Source organism: Streptomyces sp. NPDC047081 (genome assembly GCF_040643775.1).
Taxonomy (GTDB): Bacteria; Actinomycetota; Actinomycetes; order Streptomycetales; family Streptomycetaceae; genus Streptomyces.
In genome coordinates this window covers 35329-56235 of record NZ_JBEYUY010000015.1, presented here as the reverse complement: position 1 = coordinate 56235, position 20907 = coordinate 35329, and the positions used below count along the sequence as shown (strand labels likewise).

General features: G+C 69.7%; 14 protein-coding genes. 4 read left to right on the top strand and 10 right to left on the bottom strand.

Translation table 11 applies throughout. From position 1 onward, the window contains the following. Window positions 1-35 precede the first annotated feature (35 nt). Window positions 36-1109, top strand: coding sequence for a pectinesterase family protein (locus ABZ848_RS27020; RefSeq protein WP_360835963.1), 1074 nt, complete (start codon window positions 36-38; stop codon window positions 1107-1109). A gap of 16 nt (window positions 1110-1125) precedes the next feature. Here ABZ848_RS27020 and ABZ848_RS27015 read toward each other — a convergent pair whose 3' ends face one another. Together ABZ848_RS27015 and ABZ848_RS27010 are read right to left on the bottom strand one after the other, a co-directional pair. Next, window positions 1126-2535 carry an RICIN domain-containing protein gene (locus ABZ848_RS27015; RefSeq protein ID WP_360835961.1) on the bottom strand — a complete coding sequence of 470 codons (1410 nt, stop codon included), beginning with the start codon at window positions 2533-2535 and terminating at the stop codon, window positions 1126-1128. A 1-nt stretch (window position 2536) separates the two neighbouring features. Then, the gene (locus ABZ848_RS27010) at window positions 2537-3619 is read right to left on the bottom strand and encodes a glycoside hydrolase family 43 protein (RefSeq protein WP_360835960.1); all 1083 of its coding nucleotides are present in this window, start codon (window positions 3617-3619) and stop codon (window positions 2537-2539) included. Between the two features lie 189 nt (window positions 3620-3808). On the opposite strand from ABZ848_RS27010, the gene ABZ848_RS27005 reads away from it, so the two are divergent. Then, the gene (locus ABZ848_RS27005) at window positions 3809-5923 is read left to right on the top strand and encodes an autotransporter (protein WP_360835958.1); all 2115 of its coding nucleotides are present in this window, start codon (window positions 3809-3811) and stop codon (window positions 5921-5923) included. Here ABZ848_RS27005 and ABZ848_RS27000 read toward each other — a convergent pair. Continuing rightward, window positions 5920-7296, bottom strand: coding sequence for an amino acid permease (locus ABZ848_RS27000; protein ID WP_360835956.1), 1377 nt, complete (start codon window positions 7294-7296; stop codon window positions 5920-5922). The genes ABZ848_RS27005 and ABZ848_RS27000 overlap by 4 nt on opposite strands. 130 nt (window positions 7297-7426) lie before the next feature. On the opposite strand from ABZ848_RS27000, the gene mmuM reads away from it, so the two are divergent. Both mmuM and ABZ848_RS26990 read left to right on the top strand, forming a co-directional pair. Then, window positions 7427-8365: a homocysteine S-methyltransferase gene (mmuM, locus tag ABZ848_RS26995; protein WP_360835954.1), complete on the top strand. Its 939-nt coding sequence runs from the start codon at window positions 7427-7429 to the stop codon at window positions 8363-8365. A 156-nt stretch (window positions 8366-8521) separates the two neighbouring features. Further along, on the top strand, window positions 8522-9574 hold the full coding sequence (locus tag ABZ848_RS26990) for a LacI family DNA-binding transcriptional regulator (protein ID WP_360835952.1): 1053 nt from the start codon (window positions 8522-8524) through the stop codon (window positions 9572-9574). A 46-nt stretch (window positions 9575-9620) separates the two neighbouring features. On the opposite strand, the gene ABZ848_RS26985 is transcribed toward ABZ848_RS26990, so the two are convergent. The 7 genes from ABZ848_RS26985 to ABZ848_RS26955 form a co-directional block, all read right to left on the bottom strand. Beyond that, window positions 9621-11207, bottom strand: coding sequence for a carboxylesterase family protein (locus tag ABZ848_RS26985; RefSeq protein ID WP_360835950.1), 1587 nt, complete (start codon window positions 11205-11207; stop codon window positions 9621-9623). A 137-nt stretch (window positions 11208-11344) separates the two neighbouring features. After that, entirely contained in the window at window positions 11345-12604 is a 1260-nt protein-coding gene (locus ABZ848_RS26980) for an alginate lyase family protein (RefSeq protein ID WP_360835949.1), read from the bottom strand. 36 nt (window positions 12605-12640) lie between these two features. Then, on the bottom strand, window positions 12641-15988 hold the full coding sequence (locus tag ABZ848_RS26975; protein WP_360835947.1) for a putative Ig domain-containing protein: 3348 nt from the start codon (window positions 15986-15988) through the stop codon (window positions 12641-12643). Continuing rightward, on the bottom strand, window positions 15985-17511 hold the full coding sequence (locus ABZ848_RS26970) for a glycosyl hydrolase family 28 protein (RefSeq protein ID WP_360835946.1): 1527 nt from the start codon (window positions 17509-17511) through the stop codon (window positions 15985-15987). The genes ABZ848_RS26975 and ABZ848_RS26970 overlap by 4 nt, the downstream gene beginning before the upstream one ends. A 33-nt stretch (window positions 17512-17544) precedes the next feature. Further along, complete coding sequence (locus tag ABZ848_RS26965) at window positions 17545-18402, bottom strand: carbohydrate ABC transporter permease (protein ID WP_360835945.1); 858 nt, start codon at window positions 18400-18402, stop codon at window positions 17545-17547. Continuing rightward, on the bottom strand, window positions 18399-19391 hold the full coding sequence (locus tag ABZ848_RS26960) for a sugar ABC transporter permease (protein ID WP_360835943.1): 993 nt from the start codon (window positions 19389-19391) through the stop codon (window positions 18399-18401). The genes ABZ848_RS26965 and ABZ848_RS26960 overlap by 4 nt, the downstream gene beginning before the upstream one ends. Beyond that, window positions 19388-20737: an extracellular solute-binding protein gene (locus ABZ848_RS26955; protein WP_360835941.1), complete on the bottom strand. Its 1350-nt coding sequence runs from the start codon at window positions 20735-20737 to the stop codon at window positions 19388-19390. Before ABZ848_RS26955 ends, ABZ848_RS26960 begins: the two co-directional genes overlap by 4 nt. Window positions 20738-20907 lie beyond the last annotated feature (170 nt).

Below are 20907 nucleotides of genomic sequence, written 5' to 3'. Positions count from 1 at the left end.
GGCAACTTCCGTACGGGGAGCGGCGACCAGAGGGCATGACTGAACCGAACGCACATCGCCGCTCCCCCTCCCAGCGCCTCGCCGTGGCCGTGGCGACGGGCACCGCGGCCGCCCTCGGGCTGGCCGTGGTGCCGCTGGTGACCCCGGCGCGGGCCGCCACCGTCATCACCGTCGCCAAGGACGGTTCGGGCCGGTACACGACCGTGCAGGCCGCCGTGAACGCGGCTGCGGCCGGCGACACGGTCTCCGTCGGGACAGGGACGTACAACGAGATCGTCAACGTGCCCGTGAGCAAGACCGGGTTGACGATCCAGGGGGCCACCGGCAACGCCGAGGACGTCGTCATCACCTATGACCGGGCGGCCGGTTACACCGACGCGAACGGCAACAAGTACGGGACGTTGGGGAGTTCGGTCGCCACGTTCTCGGCGAGCGGTCTCACCGTCAGCGGGATCACCGTGCAGAACACCTTCGACAAGGCGGCGCACCCCGACATCACGGACACGCAGGCCGTCGCGGTCACCGCGCAGGGCGACCGGCAGACGTTCACCAACGACCGTTTCATCAGCCGCCAGGACACGGTCCTGAACTGGTCGCCGTCCTCGGCCGGGCAGTACCGGCAGTACTTCTACTCGTCCTTCATCTCCGGGGACGTGGACTTCATCTTCGGCAACGCCACGGCCGTCTACGACCGGGTCAACATCCAGCTGCGCAACTCCGGTGCCGCGGCGGGCGGTCTCAACGGCTTCCTGTCGGCGCCCAACACCAGCTCGGCCAAGACCTACGGCATCCTCGTCACCGGCAGTTCGGTGACCAGCTCGGCGGCGGCCAACACGTACTACCTGGGCCGCCCCTGGCATCCGACCTCGGACGCGGTCGGCCAACTGGTGATCAGGCAGACCTCGTTGCCCGCCGCCGTGAAGGTCGCCGGGCCCTGGACGGACATGAGCGGCTACTCCTGGAAGAACGCCCGCTTCTTCGAGTACAGGAACACCGGCGCGGGCGCCACGGTGAATTCCAACCGCCCGCAGCTCACCGACTCCCAGGCCGCGAACTACACGGCCCAGAAGTACCTGGCGGGCACGGACGGCTGGAACCCGGTCCGTTAGCAGGAGACCGCAGGGGTCAACTACCGCGTGTCCACTGCTGGTTGGTGCCGCCGTTGCAGGTGTAGGTGATGATCGCGGCGGAGTTGGCGGTGGACGCGCCGGACACGTCCAGGCACTCGCCGGTGGTGCGGGCCTTGACCAGGACGTAGCTGCCGGAGGTGGTCAGGCTCCACTGCTGGGTGGTGGCGCCGGTGCAGTTCTCCTGGGTGACGTTGGTGTCGTTCTCCTGGAGGCAGAGCGAGCTGCCTCGGCCCATCAGCTCGTAGTAACCGGTTCCGAGGTCCTTGAACCACCACTTCTGGTTGGTGCCGCTGTTGCAGGTGTACTGGCTGATCGCGACGCCCTGCCACAGCGACTGGCTCGGGACGTCCGCGCACTTGCCGCTGTTGCGCGAGATCAGGGTGTTGTACGTGGCGCTGGTGCCGCTGATCGTGCCGGCGGCCGTGTCGACGGTGACCTCGGGGTACCAGGACATCGACATGGAGGTGGAGGTCGGGAAGGTCAGCGGCAGCCAGACGTAGCGGGAGTCGTTGACCGTGCCGCCGAAGGAGTTGCCCCAGCGGTCGCCCATGTAGAGGTACGAGGTGCCCGAGGTGCCGGTGATCGGGAGGACGTACGCCGTCTGGGAGTTGTACGCCGTGGAGTCCCCGACGTTGGTCCACGAGGTCCAGGGTCCGGAGAGGCTGGTGGCGGTGGCGTACTGCTGCTGGTTGGCGCTCCAGCCGGTCGCGCCCGAGGTCAGCATGAAGTACACGCTGCCCCGCTTGAAGAGGGCCGGGGCCTCGCGGTGGCCGCCCGCCCAGGGATTGGCGACCAGGCTGTCGATGGCCGTGTAGTCGGAGGTCAGCCTGTAGATGTGCAGGTCGTAGTTCTCGTTGGCGGCGGAGACCATGTAAGCGGTTCCGTCGGTGTCCACGTAGGTCGTGAGGTCCCGGGACATGTACTGGCCGAGCGGCCGGAAGCTGCCCTGGTAGGTGTAGTTCCCGTCGACGGTGTCGGAGACGGCGACGGCTGCGCGGGCCTCGCTGTAGTCGACGCCGTTCTCCTTGTGCATCCACATCACGAACTTGCCGGTGGAAGCGTTGTAGATGACTTTCGGGCGCTCGATGTAGGCGGTGCCCAGCTCGGAGGCCGAGGACTGGGTCAGGACGTGGTTCCGGAACTCCCAGTTCTTCAGGTCGGTGGAGCGGTAGGCGTCGACGTACTTGAAGGTGTTGTCGGAGTTGCGGTCCTCACCGAACCAGTAGTAGTACGAGCCGACCTTGATGACCCCGCCGCCGTGGGCGTGCACGGCGTTGCCCGAAGTGTCGGTGAACTGGGTGCCGTTGGTGACGGTGTAGGCCGCCGCCTGGGCCGGTCCCGCGGTCGCGAGGGCGCCGAACAGGCCCAGGCAGAGGGCCAGCAGTACCGCGTACGCACGTCTCATCTCACGCACTCTCCTTCGCGGAGTCGGCCATCGTGGCGGTGGCCGTGTCGGCAACGGGGATGCCGAAGTCCGGGGTGCCGTTTCGGTGCCAGCCGAGTTTCTGGATCCGGGTGTGGCGGTTGGGGTCGTTCAGGGGATCGCCGGTGATGTCCTTGTACTGGCGGGCGTGGTAGACGAGGACGTCGCTGCGCCCGTCCTCGGCGACCGTGAAGCAGTTGTGGCCGGGGCCGTACTGCTTGGTGGTGTCGTTACTGGTGAAGACGGGCGTCGGGGACTTGGACCAGTTCGCCGGGTCCATGAGGTCGGCGTCCGCGTCGGCGGTCAGCAGGCCCATGCAGTAGTGGTGGTCGGTGGCCGAGGCCGAGTAGGACAGGAAGAGGCGGCCGTTGCGGGCGAGGACCGCCGGGCCCTCGTTGACCTTGTAGCCGACGCACTCCCAGTCGTACTCCGGTGTGGACAGCCGGACTTGAGGGCCCGTCAGGGTCCACGGGTTCGCCATCTTCGAGAGCCACAGGGCGGTGTTGTTGTCCATGCCGGGCTCGTGCTGGGCCCAGACGAGGTAGCGGGTGCCGCGGTGGCTGAAGGTCGTGGCGTCCAGGGAGAAGGTCTCCCAGGCGGTCTTCACCTGGCCCTTCTCCACCCAAGTCCCCTTGAAGGGATCGGCGTTGGCGTTCTCCAGCACCCAGATGCGGATGTCCCAGACGCTCTCGGCGGGCGCGGAGGCGAAGTAGACGTACCACTTGCCGCCGACGCGGTGGATCTCCGGCGCCCAGATGTGCGCCCCCATGACGCCGGTGGCGTGCTTGGTCCAGATCACCGACTCGGCAGCCGTGGCAAGGCCGCCCAGGGTGCGGGAGCGGCGCAGGACGATCCGGTCGTACTCGGGGACGGTGGCGGTGAAGTAGTAGTGGCCGTCGGCGTGCCGGTGGATGTAGGGGTCGGCACGCTGCCGGACGAGGGGGTTCACGAACGGGGATGCTTTCGGCGCGGCGGCGGCTGGGGTGGGGGTGACTGCCAGGGCGCCCGCGGCCAGGGCGCCTTTCAGCAGCAGTCGTCGATGGGGGATGTCGGGGGCGCGGCTCATGCGCACTGCCTCTCGGATGGGGGGTCCTGAGAGCGATGTTCGATATTGAGAACATCTGTTGTAATTGCGAACAGCCGAAAGGTAAGGCTGGGTAACCAGGAGGTCAACGGGTCGCGCGTGAGAAAAGAAGGCGCTTTCTGGTCCGGGAGTTTCTGTTATCCAACCGGCGCCCCGCCCGTCTCCACTCGCGTGCGCACCCAAACCCACAAGACAGCAGCGGCCGCCGGAGCCTTAGCGGCGGTCGCCGCCCTGCTCGTAACCGCTTCCCCCGCGGCGGCGGCCGGCGCCCGGGACGTCACCGCGGACGTCCTCGCCGGCCGGGACGTCACGCTGACCGGCGACACGGTGGTCACGGTGCCGTCCGGGACGACGACGTACGACGGCGTCTTTCGCGGCGAGGGCACGCTCACCGTGCGTGGGAGCGGCACGCTGGTCCTCACCAGGGACAGCGACTTCACGCTGCCCGGGTCGCGGCAGCGGCAGGTGGTGCGGACGCGGGGCGGCAACCACCCGTACACCACGGTCACCAACCCTGACCCGCCCGCGATCACGGTCGCGCGCGGGGCGACGCTGCAGTACGGAGCGGGCGGCGGCACCGGCCTGATCGGCCACTTCCCGTACAACACCCCCGGCTACCGGCTGAACCAGCTCAACGTCCGGGTCGACGGCACCCTGCGCCTCTCCCTCACCCGCACCTTCAACATCGGCACGATCAGCGGCTCCGGGCTGGTCACCCAGCCGCGCAACATGTGGGGCACCCTCGACCTGGCCGGCACACACCCCTTCTCCGGCGTCATCGGCAACGGCACCGGCATGGCGGTCGGCCGCCCCGAGTACCCGGTGGCGCTGCCGAACGCGCGCGCGATCCTCAACCAGGGCTCCTGGATCATCGACACCCCGCTGTACCAGACGATCACGCTGCGGCAGGACTTCTACCAGCGCGAGTACGGCAGTGACGTCAACGTCCACACCCGGCCGGGCAGCAAGGTCGTACTCACCGGGCAGTACAGCTACAGCGACCGGGGCGGCGACACGAACCCCTCGCTCAGCGACCCGGACCTCAACTGGCGTGCGATACCGCACCAGTTGAACAAGCGGGGCACCAACATCGAGGGCGCGGACGTGCAGTGGGGCGACGGCACGACGCACAGGATCTTCATGCCGGGCACGAAGGAAACCGTATACGTCAACCTGCACGAGGCGAGCGGCCGCCGTTCGAAGCTGACCTTCGACTACGACGGCCCCGTCACCCTCGGCGCCCCGATCGGGGGCGGCCGCTACCACGACACGCTGGCCGCGCCCGGCGCCGGGGACGTGGTGATCGCGGGGACGCGGGGGAACGACGTGACCTTCGCGGCGAAGCAGTACTACGACGGTTCGACGACCGTGGAGAAGGGGGCGGTGCTGCGGCTCGGGCTCGGATCGGGCGCGAGCGGCGACGGCTCGCTGATGACGGGGACGGAGCGCCGCCGGGTGGTGAACGACGGCACGCTGGTCGTCCAGAACGCCACAACTGCCGTGTCCCTGTCCCGGATCAGCGGCTCGGGCTCGCTCGTCCAGTCGGGTGCCGCCACGACGACGCTGACGGGGAGCGCGGTGTCGTACACCGGGACCACGACGGTGCGGAAGGGCACGCTGGCCCTGCGCGGCGGGGCAACTCTCGCGCGCACCAAGGGGATTCGGCTCACCTCGGCCGGGTCGCGGCTGGACACGGGGACGGCCGGGCTGCGGGTGACGGGCGGGCTGAGCGGCAAGGGCACGGTGAAGGGTTCCGTGACCAACGAGGGTGTGGTCGCGGGCGGGGTGACGGTGTCCGGCGACTACGCGCAGACCGCGGACGGTGAACTGGTGCTGCGAGAGCGGCCGTTGAAGGTGAGCGGGGCCGTACGGCTGGCCGGCGAACTCGACCTCGCGGCGGCGGGGAGCGCGTCCGCCCGCGAGATCACCGTCCTCGACCACACCGGCCGGGCGAAGACGACGGGCGCGTTCGAGGGCCTGATGGAGGGCGCCCGGGTGAAGCTCGCCGACACGGCCTACCGGATCAGTTACAAGGGCGGCGACGGGAACGACGTCGTCCTCACGGCGACGACCGCGGGCAGTTCACCGGCGGCGGATCGTCCTCGTACGGCATCCGATGCGCCCGCCGCGGCCGACCCGCGCACCGCCAACACCGCGAGCAGCGGCCTGGGTTGGTGGCCGTACGTGCTCGCGGTGGGGCTGTTGATCGGGCTGGTGGTGCCGGCGGTGCGGCGGGGGCGAGATGACGGCCCGCGCAAAGGCGGACGGCACGCGGCGCAGGGCTAGGCCGTCGTCTCCTTCTGGCGTCCCCGCAGCCAGACGTACACCGGGATCCCCGCGAACAGGAACAGCACGCCCTGGTAGACGGCCGCGTATCCGGCGCCCGCTATCAGCCAGAAGGAGAAGGCGAAGGAGAGCGCGGCGACCGTCAGGTCGCGGGCCAGGCCGGCCGGGCGGACCCGCTCACGGGTGCCCTGGACCAGCCAGTACAGCTGGGCGGCGGCCGACAGCAGGTAGGGGACGCAGCCGGTGAAGGTCGTGATCAGGACGAGGACGCGGAAGGTGGTGTCCGGGCCCGCCGTGTAGTTGAGGGCGATGAGGACGCTGCCGAGGACGGCCACCGCCCAGACGCCGAAAGCGGGGACCCCGCCCTTGCCGACCTTGGAAAAGGGTTTCGGGAACAGTCCGTCGCGGGCGGCGGCGTACGGCATCTGCGCGGCCATGAGGATCCAGCCGTTGAGGCAGCCGGTGATCGAGGCGACGGCGACCAGCGCGATGGCGGTGCCGCCCCAGGAGCCGCCGGTGATCGCGTTCACGGCGTCGGCGAACGGCGCGCCGGAGTTCACCAGCCTGTCGTGCGGGACCAGGCCGAAGACGGCGACCGTGCCGAGGATGTACACCACGGCGGAGGCCAGCGTGCCGAGGACGCTCGCGCGGCCGACGGTGCGCTCCGGGTCCTCCACCTCGCCCGCGCTGACCGCGGCCGACTCCACGCCGAGGAAGCTGTAGAGGAGCAGGGCGGCCGCGGCGGCGACCGCGCCGGGCGCGCTCTGGCCGGAGGCGTTGAACGGGCCGAAGTTGTCGGCGTCGACGAAGAACAGGCCGATGGTGGCGACCAGGAGCAGCGGCACGAACTTCAGCACGGTGGAGACCAGTTGGACCGCGCCGACCCAGCGGGTGCCGGCGAAGTTCGCGGCGGCCGGCAGCCACAGCGCGGCGAGGGCGACGAGGCCTTCGAGGGCGTGATTGCCGTGCAGGGGGATCAGGACGTCGACGTAACCGACCACCGCGACGGCGAGCGCGGCGATGCTGACCCAGCACATCGTCCAGTACGACCATGCCGACAGGAATCCCGCGAAGGGGCCGAAGGCGTCGCGGGGGTAGACGTAGAGGCCGCCGGTGACAGGGCTGCGGCGGGCGAGCTTGCCGAAGAGCAGGGCGAGCAGCACGGCGGCGACCGACAGCACGACGAAGGCGACCAGGCTGACGGTGCCGTAGGGGGCGACGGCGGCGGGCAGCGCGAAGATGCCGCCGCCGATGATGTTGCCCATCACCAGGGCGGTGGCGGCGGCGAGGCCGAAGGTGCGGCGGCGGGGAGCGGCGGTGTCGACCTGGGCGGGCTCGGGTGCGGGGGCCTCGGTGGGGCTGGGGGCAGTCATGGTGGTTCCTGTGCGGATGGGTGGAGACGGGGATGGCCGTGATCGTAACCTCGCGTCCCACATGCTGGGCGATCTGTTCATTTACTGGACACACTCGGCCGTTCGGCGCGGCTTCGATTAGCGTCATGTCATGACCAGCAACGCCTCGGGAACCGCTTCCTCCCTCGCCGCGGCCCTCGCCGCCGGCACCGTCGTGCTCGACGGCGGTATGTCCAACCAGCTCGCGTCCGCCGGGCACGACCTGAGCGACGAGCTGTGGTCGGCCCGGCTGCTCATGGAGTCGCCCGAGGCGATCACCGAGGCGCACCTCGCGTACTTCGAGGCGGGCGCGGACGTGGCGATCACCGCGAGCTATCAGGCCACGTTCGAGGGCTTCGCCAAGCGGGGCGTGGGGCACGATCGGGCGGCCGAACTCCTGTCGCTGAGCGTGGAGTCGGCCCGTGAGGCGGCTCGGCGGGCGCAGGCGGGTGGGGTGACGCGGCCGTTGTGGGTGGCGGCGTCGGTGGGGCCGTACGGGGCGATGCTCGCGGACGGGTCCGAGTACCGGGGGCGGTACGGGCTGAGCGTCGCCGAACTGGAGGCTTTTCATCGGCCACGGGTGGAGGTGCTGGCTGCGGCCGGGCCCGACGTGCTGGCGCTGGAGACCGTGCCGGACGTGGACGAGGCCGCGGCGCTGTTGCGGGCGGTGCGGGGGGTGGGGGTGCCGGTCTGGCTGTCGTACAGCATCGCGGGGGATCGGACGCGGGCGGGGCAGCCGCTGGAGGAGGCGTTCGCTCTGGCCGCGGATGTGGACGAGGTGATCGCGGTGGGGGTGAACTGTTGTGCGCCCGAGGACGTGGATGGGGCTGTTGCTGTTGCCGCGCGGGTCACCGGGAAGCCCGTTGTCGTCTATCCCAACAGTGGGGAGGCGTGGGACGCGGAGGCCCGGGCCTGGCGGGGGCGGTCGTCCTTTGCCGCGGATGAGGTTGTGGGGTGGCGGGACGGTGGGGCTCGGTTGATCGGGGGGTGCTGTCGGGTGGGGCCGGGGGCGATCTCGGAGATCGCCGGGGTTTTGAGTGGCGGGGCGTGAGGGGTTCGCCTCTTCGCCGTAGGGGTTCGGTGGATGGCGACTGCGGGTCTCGTTTGGTTGCTCGCGCAGTTCCCCGCGCGCCTGACGGGGCGCTAATCTCGCCCGTTGGAAACCGGTTGCCGGGGTTTTCCACTGGTGTCCGCGGGCGGGGGTTGGATGACTCGGAAGAGCGAAGTCGCTGGTCGTAGCACCATTCGGGATGTCGCTGCGCGGGCCGGGGTTTCCGCGTCGACCGTTTCGCGGGTGCTGGGTGGGGTGTATCCGGTCAGTGCCTCGACCCGTACTCGCGTCATGCGGGCCGTGCGCGAGATGGATTACGTCGCCGATGCCCGGGCCAAGGCCGTTGCGGGGGTGGGGACGCCCACGCTCGCCTTCGTGCTGGAGGACATCACCGGGCCCTCTTTCGCGCACATGGCCCACGGGGTGGAGCGGGAGGCCACTCGGCTCGGGCATCTGTGTCTGGTGTGCAGTACCGAGGGGGACGTCCGGCACGAGCTGGAGTTCGTGGAGATGATGCGGGCCCAGCGGGCGGCCGCCGTGATCCTCGTGGGCGGTGCCGCGGACACCGCCGAGTACCGCGAGCGGACCCGCCGTATGGCCGACTCGCTCGCGTCGGCCGGCTCCCGGCTGGTGCTGTGCGGGCGGCCGCCGCTCGGGCCCGGGGCACCTGTCACGGTCATCGAGTACGACAACGAGGGCGGCGCCTACGCCCTGGTCGCCCACGTCCTCGCGCAGGGTCACCGGCGTGTCCTGTTCCTCGGCGGAAAACCCGACCACACCACAGCGCAGGGGCGTGAGCGCGGTTACCTCGCGGCGCACCGGGCGCGTGGGCTCGAACCGGACCCCGCCCTGGTGCTGCACGGCGACTTCACCCGCGACTCCGGGCACCGGCTGATGCGTGAAGCGCTCGGCGCGGGGCTGGAGTTCACGGCCGTCGTCGCCGCCACCGACATGGTCGCGGCGGGCGCGCTGACCGCCCTGCACGAGGCCGGTCTGGACGTGCCGGGCGATGTTTCGCTGGCCGGTTACGACGACATTCCGTTCGCCCGCGACCTCCACCCCGCGCTCACCACGGTCCACGTCCCGTACGAGGAACTGGGCCGCCTCGCCGTCCGCACCGCGCTGGGACGCACCCCGCAGACCCCGGACGAGCATCTGCTGCTGGGCACGCATGTCGTCGTACGGGACTCGGTGGCGGCGGTGGAGTAGCCGCGCTGGTCATCGCCGGCGGTGGAGGTGTGTCGGGAGCCCGTGGCTACTCGCGGCGGACCGAGCCCGGCAGGCGCAACCGCCGTACCACGGACCGCAGTTCGACACCGCGCGCGAGGGGGCCGGCGGTCTGGATCGACGTCGGGTCGGGCTCCGGGAGCTTGGCGCTGTCCGCGGCCCACAGGGCGAGTTCCGCGTCACGCGGGCCGTGCGCGACGCGCGGCTCACCCGCGTCGAAGATCCGCACGGGGTGCGTCTCGTCCCAGCGCTGCCAGCCGGGATCGCCGTCTGTCGCGAAGCGCACCCACGCCCCGTGCATCGCGTCGGCCAGTTCCCGCGGGGCGCCGTCGCCGGCGAGTTTGCGGGACTCGGGTGCGTCGCCGCTGTCGAAGACGAAGCCGAGTTCCAAGGCGTGGCAGGAGCCCAGGTCAGGGAGGGTGGAGGGCCAGGCGAACTCGTAGACGTACGAGGTGTCGGCTCGGGCGTCGGCCAGGCGGTGGAGCGGGAGGCGCAGGAGGTGGTCGGTGACCATCTGGCCGACGAGTTCGGCGGTGCCGGCCTCCGGGTGGAGGGCGCGGTAGCCGCGGGGTACCTCGGTGCCGCAGTGGCAGCGGGCCATCGCGCCGGCGAGGGCGACCGGGCCGAGGCGGTCGACACGTTCCAGGAGGCCGCCGGGGACGAGCCAGAGGCGGTACTCCTCGCTGGTCCAGCCGAGCATCAGGTCGACGTCCTTGGCCGCGCCGCCCTCGACGAGGGCCTCCAGCGGGTCGCGCGGGACGAGGTCGCCGTCGACGACGATGCCGAAGGAGGGACCGCCGAGGACCGGGCTGCTGAGCCGGCCGACGTCGGCCTGGGTGCGCAGCAGCAGCTCGCGATCGACCTCGGCGAAGGCCGCGGCGGTGGCGGGGATCTTCAGCCGCGTGGCCATACGGCGCACCATCCGCCGTACCTTGTCCCGCTCGAACGCCTCGGGCGGCCCGCTCTGCAGGACCGCCCGCCGCACCAGCCCCCGCGCCTGCGGGGCCGCGAGCAGGGCGCCGATGCTGATCGCCCCCGCCGACTGGCCGGCCAGGGTGACGCGGTCCGGGTCGCCGCCGAAGGCCAGGATCGACTCGTGCACCCAGCGCAGGGCGGCGAGTTGGTCACGCAGGCCGGGGTTGGCCGGGGCGTCCGGGAAGAGGCCGTAACCCTCCACGCCCAGGCGGTAGTTGACCGAGACGAGGACCACGCCGTCGCGGGCGAAGGCCGATCCGTCGTACACGGGGACGGCGCTGGACCCCCGGGTCAGGGCGCCGCCGTGGAACCACACGAGAACCGGGAGCCGGGCCGCGGGGCCCGGCTCCGGCGTCCACACGTTCAGGTTGAGGCAGTCGTCACCGGGGATCACCGGGTCGGACAGGTACTTCTCGAAGGCTTCGGAGTACGGCGGTTTCGGCGGCGTCGGCCCGAAGGAACCGGCGTCGCGCACCCCGTCCCAGGGCTCGGGCGGCACGGGCGGCCGGAAGCGGCGGGGGCCGAAGGGGGGCGCGGCGTACGGGATGCCCCGGAACACCGCGATCCCCTGCTCGTACCGGCCGCGTACCGCTCCGTACGGCGTGCTCACCACGGGGTCCGCCTGGACTGCTGTCGTCATACGCCCACCAGCCTCCTCACCGCGCTCGTGCACCGGTAACAACAGAGCACCACAGGTCGCTCCGGTATTCCGGTGCAGAGCACGATTCGGCCGCCGCTCGAAGTAATCGACTACTCTCGGTAACCGATTACGCGGCGTTACTTCGCGTACATCAGCGTGCCGAAGCCGAGCTGGTCGTAGCCGCCGCTGGTGGAGCCGTAGTCCCCGCCGCCGCCCTCCGGGGCGACGAGGTCGTAGTACATGGCGGAGATGTATTTGTCGTCGAGGTACAGGCGGCGGTTGTAGTGGAAGTGGAGCATCGCCCACACGGGCCGGATCTGGCCGCGGGAGCCGGAGCCGATCACCGTCTGGGAGGACTGGGCGCAGTTCTGCCCGGTACCCCAGGTGTAGGTGGTGTAGGGGACGTCCTGGCCGAGGTTGTACTTGGCGACGTACTGGGCGGCCTTCATGAAGCGGCGGTCGTCGTACGAGTACAGGTCGTCGCCCTGGTTCCAGGCCATCTCGCAGATCGCGCCCATCTGGCCCATGCCCATGACGGTGTGCCCCTGGTCGCGGCCGGACTCCTGCCACTGGCCGAGGGCGTAGCCGTCCGAGTCGGTGTAGAGGTACGGCACCGCGTGCTCGATGGAACCGTTTCCGGCGCCCGACGTGAAGTAGGTGACGGCCTGGTCGTACTTGGCGGCGTCGTCGGTGAGGATCCCGATGGCCATGGCCGAGGCCATGTTGCACAGGTCCCAGTTGGCCCAGTAGTTGGTGATGCAGGCGTCGTTGTGGTTGGTCAGGAAGCTGTTGTTGAGCGGGTAGAAGACGTTGACCATCATGTCCTGGAAGGCGGCGAGGTCGAACCCGCTGTAGCCGCGCATGAGTTCGGCGGCCTGGCAGAACTCCCAGCCGTAGATGCCGGCGGCGAGAAACCGGTCGGCGTTCCCGGTGAGGGTGGTCAGGGTGGACGACCACGCGTTGAGGATCTTCACGGCGGTGTCGCCGTTGGCGGCCGTGCCGCCGACCTTCCAGCGCAGGGCGTTCTGGTAGGCGGCGGCGATGTCGTTGTAGAGGATGCCGTAGTTCTCGCCGGTGCCGCCGCGGATGATCGTGGCCTGCGGGTTCGGCGTCCAGGTGGACTGCGAGTGGGAGTTGGCGGTCAGCTTGTTCCAGCCGGAGAGCCAGGGGTCGGCGCCGGCGGCGACCTTGACCTTGGCGCGGTTGATGTCGCCGGCGTTGTGGAGCATGCCGGGGTGGGTGAAGGTCGCGGGCGCGGCGCTGGCGGTGCTGCCCGCCAGCGCCGCCGCGGACCCGCCGAGGGCGAGTGCGGCGCCGAGTCCACCGGCGGTCCTCAGCAGACCGCGGCGGCTCAACTCGCCCGTCTCGGTGGGCTGGTGGGGAGATGTGCGGCTCATGGGTGCGACTCCAATCCGTGGGGGGATCAGGGGGGATCAGTCGGGGTTGATGCTCACCTCGTCGAACTCGGTGGTGCCGAGGGCCAGGGGGTTGCGCGAGCAGACCACCAGGCCCACGTGATAGGGGGCGTCACCGAAGCCGGGGATCTCGCCTGTGGCGAGGTCGGTCCAGGTGGCGCCGTCATCGGTGGAGACGGCCGCGGCGAAGACGGTCCCGGTGCGCTTCAGCCGCAACAGCAGGGGCAGTTGGAGGGAGGTGCCGGTCGCCGCGCCGGAGAAGGCGGAGGCTCCGGCGACGGTCTTGCGCAGCATCAGCTGTGCGCTGGTCCCGCCGGTCACTATCGCTCCGGCGGCCTGATCGAAGGGCGACAGCGACTTGGCCATCAGCAGCCCGACCCGGTCAGCGGTGGCTCCGGTGCGGGAGACGAGCCGGGCGGTGACCGTGCAGTCGCCGCTGACGGGCCGCCGTACGAACTGCCCTGTCATTCCTTGGTTGTTGACGGCCAGATCCACACCCGCGCCCCGCACGGTGAAGGCCCCGCCGTCGTACGACGTGCTCCCCGGCGTGCGGATCGCGACCACGCCGAGCGTCCCGTAGGCGCGGTCGTCGAGGATCACGTCGCCGAGGTCGCCGTAGGTCCACGGGACGGGTGGCGGTGTGCCGACAGTGAGGGTGAGGGTGGCGGTGCCGTCTCCGGCCGCGTTGCCGGCGGTGGTGGTGACGGTGAACTCGCCTGTCTCGCGCGGGATTCCGGAGATCAGGCCGGTGCGCCTGTCGAGGCGCAGTCCGTCGGGGAGGCCGTCGGCGGTGAAGCGGACGGGCTCGTGCGTGGCGCGCAGGAGGTGCCGGAAGGGGACTCCCTTGTTGGCGAAGGCCGTTGCGGCGGAGGCGAGTTGGGGTGTGGTCGGCGTCGGCATCCGTGCGGCCGCGGGTTCCGAGAGCGGGCCGCGCCCGCCGCTGTTCGTCTTCGCGACGGCGTAGTGGTACGTCGTCCCGGGCGTGCCCGTGGCGTCCGTGTACCGCACGCGGGTGCCGAAGCCGACGGCGCCGATGCCGGTGGCGATGGTGTGGAACGACTCGCCCGCGCCCTCGGCCCGCAGGACCTTGAAGCGGGCGGACAGGTCCGGATCGGTCCAGGCCAGCTCCACCGCATCCGCACCAACGGTCGCGGTGAGGTCGGGGGCGGCAACGGCGGGGCGCGGCACTGACCACACCTCCCCCGCGGCCGACGTCACGGTGACGTTGTCGAAGGCGCCGGTGCCGGTCTCGGCGTACTCCTCGTCGACGCCGAGGCACGAGGTGAGGACCAGTCCGGCGTACGTCGTGCGCCCCAACTCGACCTCGGTGGAGCCGACTTCGGTCCACCGGATGCCGTCCGGGGAGATCTCGCCCCTGCAGCGGCGGCCCTTACGGGTCACCCGCACCCAGTACGGCGCCCGAAGGCGATAGCCGTCGCCCGCGCCCTCGACGTACGGGGCCTCCAGCGGGGTCGCCGACTCGGGGAGGGTGCCGAGGCTGGAGATCGGGAAGGACGCGTTCACGGTGATCGCGTCCTGCTGGGAGGGCGGGACCGGTGTGCTGCCGGTGTTCGAGACGTCCGCCCCGGCCGACGCCCGTACGCTCCACACCCCGCTCCAGGTGTGCAGCGGCAGCCCCTGGATCAGCATGGCGGCGTGTGGCGCGTCGGCGTCGAGCGAGTCGCGCACGGTTACGCCGATCTTGGAGTACTGCGAGCTGAGCGGCCACACGATCCGCGCGGTCACCGTGCCGTCGCCGCGCAGTGGCAGGTGGGCGAGGCGGTAGTTGTCGGCGGTGCCGCTCGCCTCCAGGACGAAGCGTTCGCCGTCGAAGGCGGCGGAGCCCGGGATCTGCACGTCGCCGAGGTCCTGGGTGGACCAGGGGGCGGGGAGGCCGGCGGCGGCCGACGCGGCTCTTGAATCCCCGCTGCTTCCTTGGGAGTTGGCGGCGGTGACCGTGTAGTGGTACGTCCGGCCCGGGCGTACGTCACGGTCGGCATACGTCGGCTTGTCGAGACCGCGGACGATCTCCTCGTACGGGCCCTCGGGCTTGCTCGCCCTCCGGACGGTGTACGTGCTTGCCCAGGCGGACGGCAGCCAGCTCACCGTGACGGACTTGTCGATGCCGGTCGCGGTGACGCCGGCCGGGGCGGTGGGCGCGGTCGGCGCGGGGGCCGTGGTGCCGGCGTAGGTGAAGGTGCCCCAGCTGGGCAGGTCGTCGTTGCTGCCCTCGACGACGCGGGTGCCACCGGTGCCGCGGAAGACGGCGGCCTTGGTGTAGGGGGCATCGAGGCCGCGGACGCCGGTGTAGTGGGCGTAGGCCATCTCGTAGATGGGCGGCAGGGTGCCGCGGCCGGTCGCGGAAACCGTCTTCTTGATGTACTTGCCGGTGCGGTCGAGGTCGGGGGTGAAGGGGACGTCGCCGCCGAGGTTGTAGCGGGCGGTGTACTCGAAGTTGGCGAGAATGCGGTTGTCGTCGTAGGCCCACAGGTCGACGCCCTGGTTCCAGGCGACCTGGGCGATGTCGCCGGTGAGGCCGACGGCGAGCTGTTCGTGGCCCTGGTCGCGGCCGGCCTCCTGGCCCTGGCCGGCGTCGGTGACGACGCGGTGCGGGATGCTGCCGTTGCCCGCGCCGGCCGCGGCGAAGCGCAGGGCATCCTCGAAGAGAACGGGCTCTTCGCAGAACACGCCGATGGCCAGGGTGGTCTGAAGGGCCGTCAGGTCCCAGTTGCCGTTGGCGTAGAGCATGTAGCCCGAGACGGCCGGATACCAGACGTCCAGGAACGACCGCTCGCAGCTCGCGATGTCGGCATCCGCCCAGCCGTCGTAACCGGTGTGGCGGAGCAGCTCGGCCGCGTTGACGAACTTGAAGGCCTGAAGTCCGGCGCCGAGCGGGCCGTCGGCGCCGGTGACCATGGTCAGCGAGGCCGACCAGACGTTCAGGATGTCGCGTGCCTTGTCGGCGTTGGCGCGGTTGCCGGTGACGGCCCACATGAGGGCGTTCTGGTAGGCGGCGGCCGAGTCGGCGACGGCCTGGTTCTGGAAGTTGGCGGGGCCGCGACCCCAGGAGGTGATCTGTCCGGTGTTCTGGACGGTGTACGTCGACTGCGAGCGAGCGTGGGCGGCGAGCGCCAAGTAGCCGTCGTAGACCGGCGATTGCCTGGCGGCGACGGCCGCCTTCATGCGCGCGAGGTCGGCGTCGGTGTGGAGGAGGCCGGGGTGCGTGAAGGCCCTGGTACCGGTGTCGTTCTCGTTCTCGGCGGCCTGTGCGCGGCCGGGCGCGAGCAGTCCGCTCGCGCGCGCCGCCAGCAGCAGGCCCGCCGTGCCGCCGAGGAAGCCCCGGCGGCTCGTGACGGGGAGGCTCATGACGCGGTGGCCGCCTCGGCCTCGGCGGTCGTGATGAACTTCAGGTTCGTCACGTGCTCGTTGTAGAACCACTGGATGGCGTCGGTCGTGTAGTACCAGCTGGGCTTCTTCATCGAGTCCGCGATGACGACGCCGTTGATCACCAGGTTCTCGAAGGTGACGTTCTTGATGGCGTGGTCGGCGTCGTAGCCGAGGAAGAGCGACGGGTTGGCGTGCGTGCCCGTGTAGCTGAGGTTCTTGACGTAAACGTCTTCGACACCGCGTCCGACCGAGGTGTTGTACTTCGGGTTGAACATCACCTTCATGTAGATGACCTGGCCCCAGCGGAAGTCCTCGATACGGACATCCTCGATGTGGACGTTCTTGATGAGGTTGGAGTCGCCGGGGTTGAGGGCGATGCAGCCCTGGTAGTTCATCTGGGGCTCGCGGTGGTCGAGGACGTCGATGTTCCTGATGACCAGGTTCTCCAGCGTCTCGGGGGCGTCGCTGTTGCCGTGCGTGCCGACGTTGATCGGGTGGGCGACATCGGCCCACAGGGTGCAGTTCTGGATGGTGATGTCGCGGGTGTCGCCGTAGTAGTCCCAGCGGTGGCAGTAGATGGCGAAGCAGTCGTCGGAGTTGCGCATGAAACAGCCGTCGAAGACGATCCCGGTCGAGGAGAAGACGTCGAAACCGTCTCCATTGCCCTTCGAGCTGAAGGCACGTGCCTTCCTGACGTGGACGTTCTCGCTCATGCCGAACGTGCCCGCGTAGCCGTTCGGGTTCATGATGATGACGTCCTCGACGCGGATGTTCCTGCTTCCCTCGCAGAGGATCCCGCCGGGACCGGCGTTGAGCATGCCGCGCCCCTTGAGAGCCGCCTTCTCCACGTTCTTGAAGAACACCTGCGCCTGCAGCACGGCCCCGCCCGCGAGGTAGACCGTCTTGCCGCTCGGGACGGTGAGGACGTTGCCCGTGACGGTGTGCACGCCGGGGCCGAAGTAGATGACGTCCGGGTCGTCGGCGCTGCACGCGTGGCGCTCGACGTGGTTGGTGATGATGTGCAGGCAGTCGAAGATCTCGTCGTTGATCTGGACGACGAGGTCCTTGGGCTCGTCGAGCGTGAACACCAGGGTGTCGCCGCCGAGTTCGAGCTTGATGCCGTACGAGTCCGGTCTCACCCGGGCCTTGGTGGTGCCGCCCTTGAGGTAGGTCACCTCGATCTCGACGGATCCCTGGAAGTCGAAGTACACCATCGAGGAGTTGTAGACCTTGCCGGAGCCGGTGCTCGGGTTGATCTCCTCCAGTTGCGGCCGGTAGATGTCCAGGGTCTGCCAGTCGCCGTCCGGGGCGGTGCGCACCCGTACCTTGAAGCTGGTGTTGGTCGGCATGGTGGACGGCCGGGGGTAAGTGACCAACTTGGGCGCGGAGTTGGTGTCGTCCGCGTGGGCGGCCGTGGCGGTCAGGCCGCCCGAGAGGCCGGCGGCGAGCACGGTGGCACCGGCGGCCTGCAGGGCGCCGCGGCGCGACAAGGGCGTGTTCATGGGTGACTCCTTGCAACAGGTCGGTGGGGAGGGCTACTTGAGACCGGACGTCGACATGCCGGCGACGAAGCCCCGCTGGGCGACGAGGAAGATGAGGAGGATCGGGACGACGTACATGACCGAGGCGGCGGCCTGCAGGTTGGTGACCGGCGTGCCGGCCGAGGTGACGTACGTCGACATCACCGCGACGGCGAGGGTGGTGCGGTCGGTGGACAGCAGCAGCTGCGGGGCGATGTAGTCGCCCCAGGTCCAGGTGAAGGCGATGACGAAGCTCGCGGAGAGGACCGGCCAGGACTGCGGCAGGAAGATCCGCCAGAAGATCCCGGCGTAGCCGCAGCCGTCGACGATCGCCGCCTCCTCCAGCTCACGCGGCAGTCCGGCGAAGAACTGCCGGAAGAGGAAGACGAGATAGGGGGCGGAGGACAGGCCCCACAGCACCCACGGCCAGTACGTGTCGACCATGCCGAGCTTGGCGAAGATCAGATAGGTCGGCAGCAGGGTGATCATCTGCGGGAGCATCATCGAGCCGAGCAGGATGCCGAAAAGGGTCTTCCTGCCGGGGGCTTCGAGCCGGGCGAAGCCGAAGCCGACCCAGGCGGAGCTCAGGGTGACGAGGGTGGCGTAAATGAGGGCGATGACCAGGGAGTTGCGGGCGTAGCCGAGGAAGTCGATGAGGTTGAAGGCGTCGGCGAAGTTGTGCCACTGGACGTGGGCGGGCAGCCAGTGGACGGGTGAGGCGGCGAGTTCGGCGGGGGTCTTCAGGCCGGAGAGCACCAGCCAGCCGAACGGGCCCAGGAAGAGTCCCGTGATCACTACGAGGACGGTGTAGAGGACGAGACGGTTCACCCGCACCCGGGGCGCGGACCTGGCGATCGGGCTGGTGGCGGTCACTTCTTCGCCTCCGGGTCGACGTTGTAGAACACCACGCCGGACGTGACCCTGAAGATCAGTCCGGTCACGACGAGGATCAGGACGAAGAGCACCCACAGCAGCGCGGAGGCGTAGCCGTAGCGGCCGAACGCGAAGTACTCCGCGAACACATGCATCATGTAGAGGTAGTTGGACTGCGGAAGGGCGGTGATTCCGGCCGGAGTCGGGTCGGGCGCCAGCAGCAGCGGCATGATGGTCTGCACCGAGGCGATGACGCCGGTCACGGTCTGGAACAGCAGCACCGGCGACAGCAGCGGCACCGTGATGCTCCGGAAGCTCCGCCACGCGCTCGCACCGTCGATGCGGGCCGCCTCCAGCAGCTCCCGGGGAATGTCCTGGAGCCCGGCCAGCGAGATGATCATGATGTTCCCCGCCGTCCAGAGCACCGTCATGATGAGCACGTAGCGGGCGTACGGATCGGCGAGCCAGCCCAGGGCGTCGATGCCGAAGAGGTTCAACACCCCGTTGGTGGCACCGGAGTTCTGGTCGAAGAGCTGCTTGAACGCGATGCCCGCGCCCACCGGCGGCACCACGGCCGGCAGATAGAGCAGGGTGCGGAACAGCCCGCGCGCCTTGACCGGCCGGTTGACGAGCACGGCGAGCCCGAGCCCCGCGACGATCGACAACGGCACCGAGGTGATCGCGAACAGCCCTGTACGGCCGAGGGACTTCCAGGTCTGCGAGTCAGTGAACAGCTCCCGGTAGTTGCCGAACCCGACGTAGTGCCACCTGGGCGAGATCCCGTCGAAGGTGGTGAAGCTCAGCCACAGCGCGTACGCCATCGGGGCGATGGTCAGCAGCACGAAGCCGGCGATCCAGGGCGAGGCGAACATGTAGAACGCCCGATGCCTGCGCACGGCGATCGACGTCCGCGGCCGTCCCCGGGCCTGGCCCGCGGCCGGAACGGAGCCGCGCCGGTCGGCGACCGTAGTTATCTGATCGACCGTCATCCCACCTGCTCCTTACCGCGCTTGAGCTGATCGTTCATGGCCGAGTTCAGGCGCCGCGCGAGGGTGTCGACGGACATCGCACCGTTCATGGCGGCGGGTGCGATCTGGTTGAAGAGGCCCAGGAGCGAGTCGGCGGTGGCGTACGGCGTGAAGGCGATCACCGAGTAGTGCTTCAGCTCGGCCTCCTGAACCTTCAACTCCCCTTGCTGATAGCTCTCCTGAGCAGGCATCAGCGACCGCAACGACTTCAGCGTCGGGATGCCCCAGCCGCCGGAGGCCCGCGCCTTGGCCGGTGCCTCGCCGAAGAACCACTCGAAGACCCGCCAGGCGGCGTCCTTGTTGTGGGACTTGCTGGGAATCCAGAAGCCGGTACCGGCCTGACAAGGACTGATCCGCCTGCCGCCCTCGAACACCGGGGCGGGGGCCAGCCGGGCCAGCGGCGCCAGCTTCTTGTCGGCGTTGATCAGGCCGCCCAGCCAGTAGCCCGAGTTGGACATGGCCAGCCGGTCGGCCTGGAAGGTGGGGCCGTCCCAGGCGTTGGGGTCGGGCTGGACGATGCTCGGGCCGACCCTGGTCCGGCAGTACTCGATGTACCAGCCGAGCGCCTTGCGGGCCTCCGGGCTCGTGAAGTCGAGCCTGGAGAAGTCGTCGTTGAAGAGACTGCCGCCGGCCGAAACGGTCAGGCCGGCCAGCATGTTGAGCGTGGACACACCGTTGTAGCTGCCGCCGAACACGGTCGTCTGACCGTTCTTGCGCCGGGTGAGCCGCTTGGCCGTGTCCAGCCAGTCCTCGTACGTGACCGGCTCCAGCTCCGGCGGATAGCCGACGCCCGCCTGGTCGAACAGCGCGGTGTTGTACCAGAACATGGAGTCCTGCGAGAAGTCCTTCGCCATGCCGTAGCGCGGGCCCTTGCCTTGCGTGCGGCCGTCGTAACGCCACAGGTCGTTGACCGGATCCAGGTCGTCCACCCGGAGAACCGAGCTCTTGGCGAAGTACGGGTCCAGGTCCTCCATCACCCCTCGGGCCGCGTAGTACGGGGCGTCCACTGCGCCGATGCCGCGCACCAGGTCCGGCGGATTGCCGTTGGTCATCATCGCGATCAGCTTGCTGGTGCTGAACAGCACCGTGTTGATCTTGACGCCGATGTCCTGCTGGGCCTGCTTGATCAGTTCCGGTGAGAGGTCGTCGCCCTTGGCCATGACCGTGACGGTCTCGCCGGAACCGCTCACCCCGCTCGACACCTGCATCGCACAGCCGCTCAGTGACGCCGCGCCGACCGTGGCACCGGCCGCCGAGAGGGCGAGAAACCGGCGGCGGTTCAACGGAGCACCGGCCTGGGTGCGCATGAACTACCCACTCTCTTCGCTGAGATGGATGACGGAACTCGGGCACGCGCCGGGAGGTGGATGCGACGTGCGTGTGTTTCGGGAACCGGTTGCTACCCGTGTGGCAGGGAGCTTCCGTCCGAGTGCATCGCACGTCAAGGGGCCTGACGAACTTTCGAAAACAGTGGGTG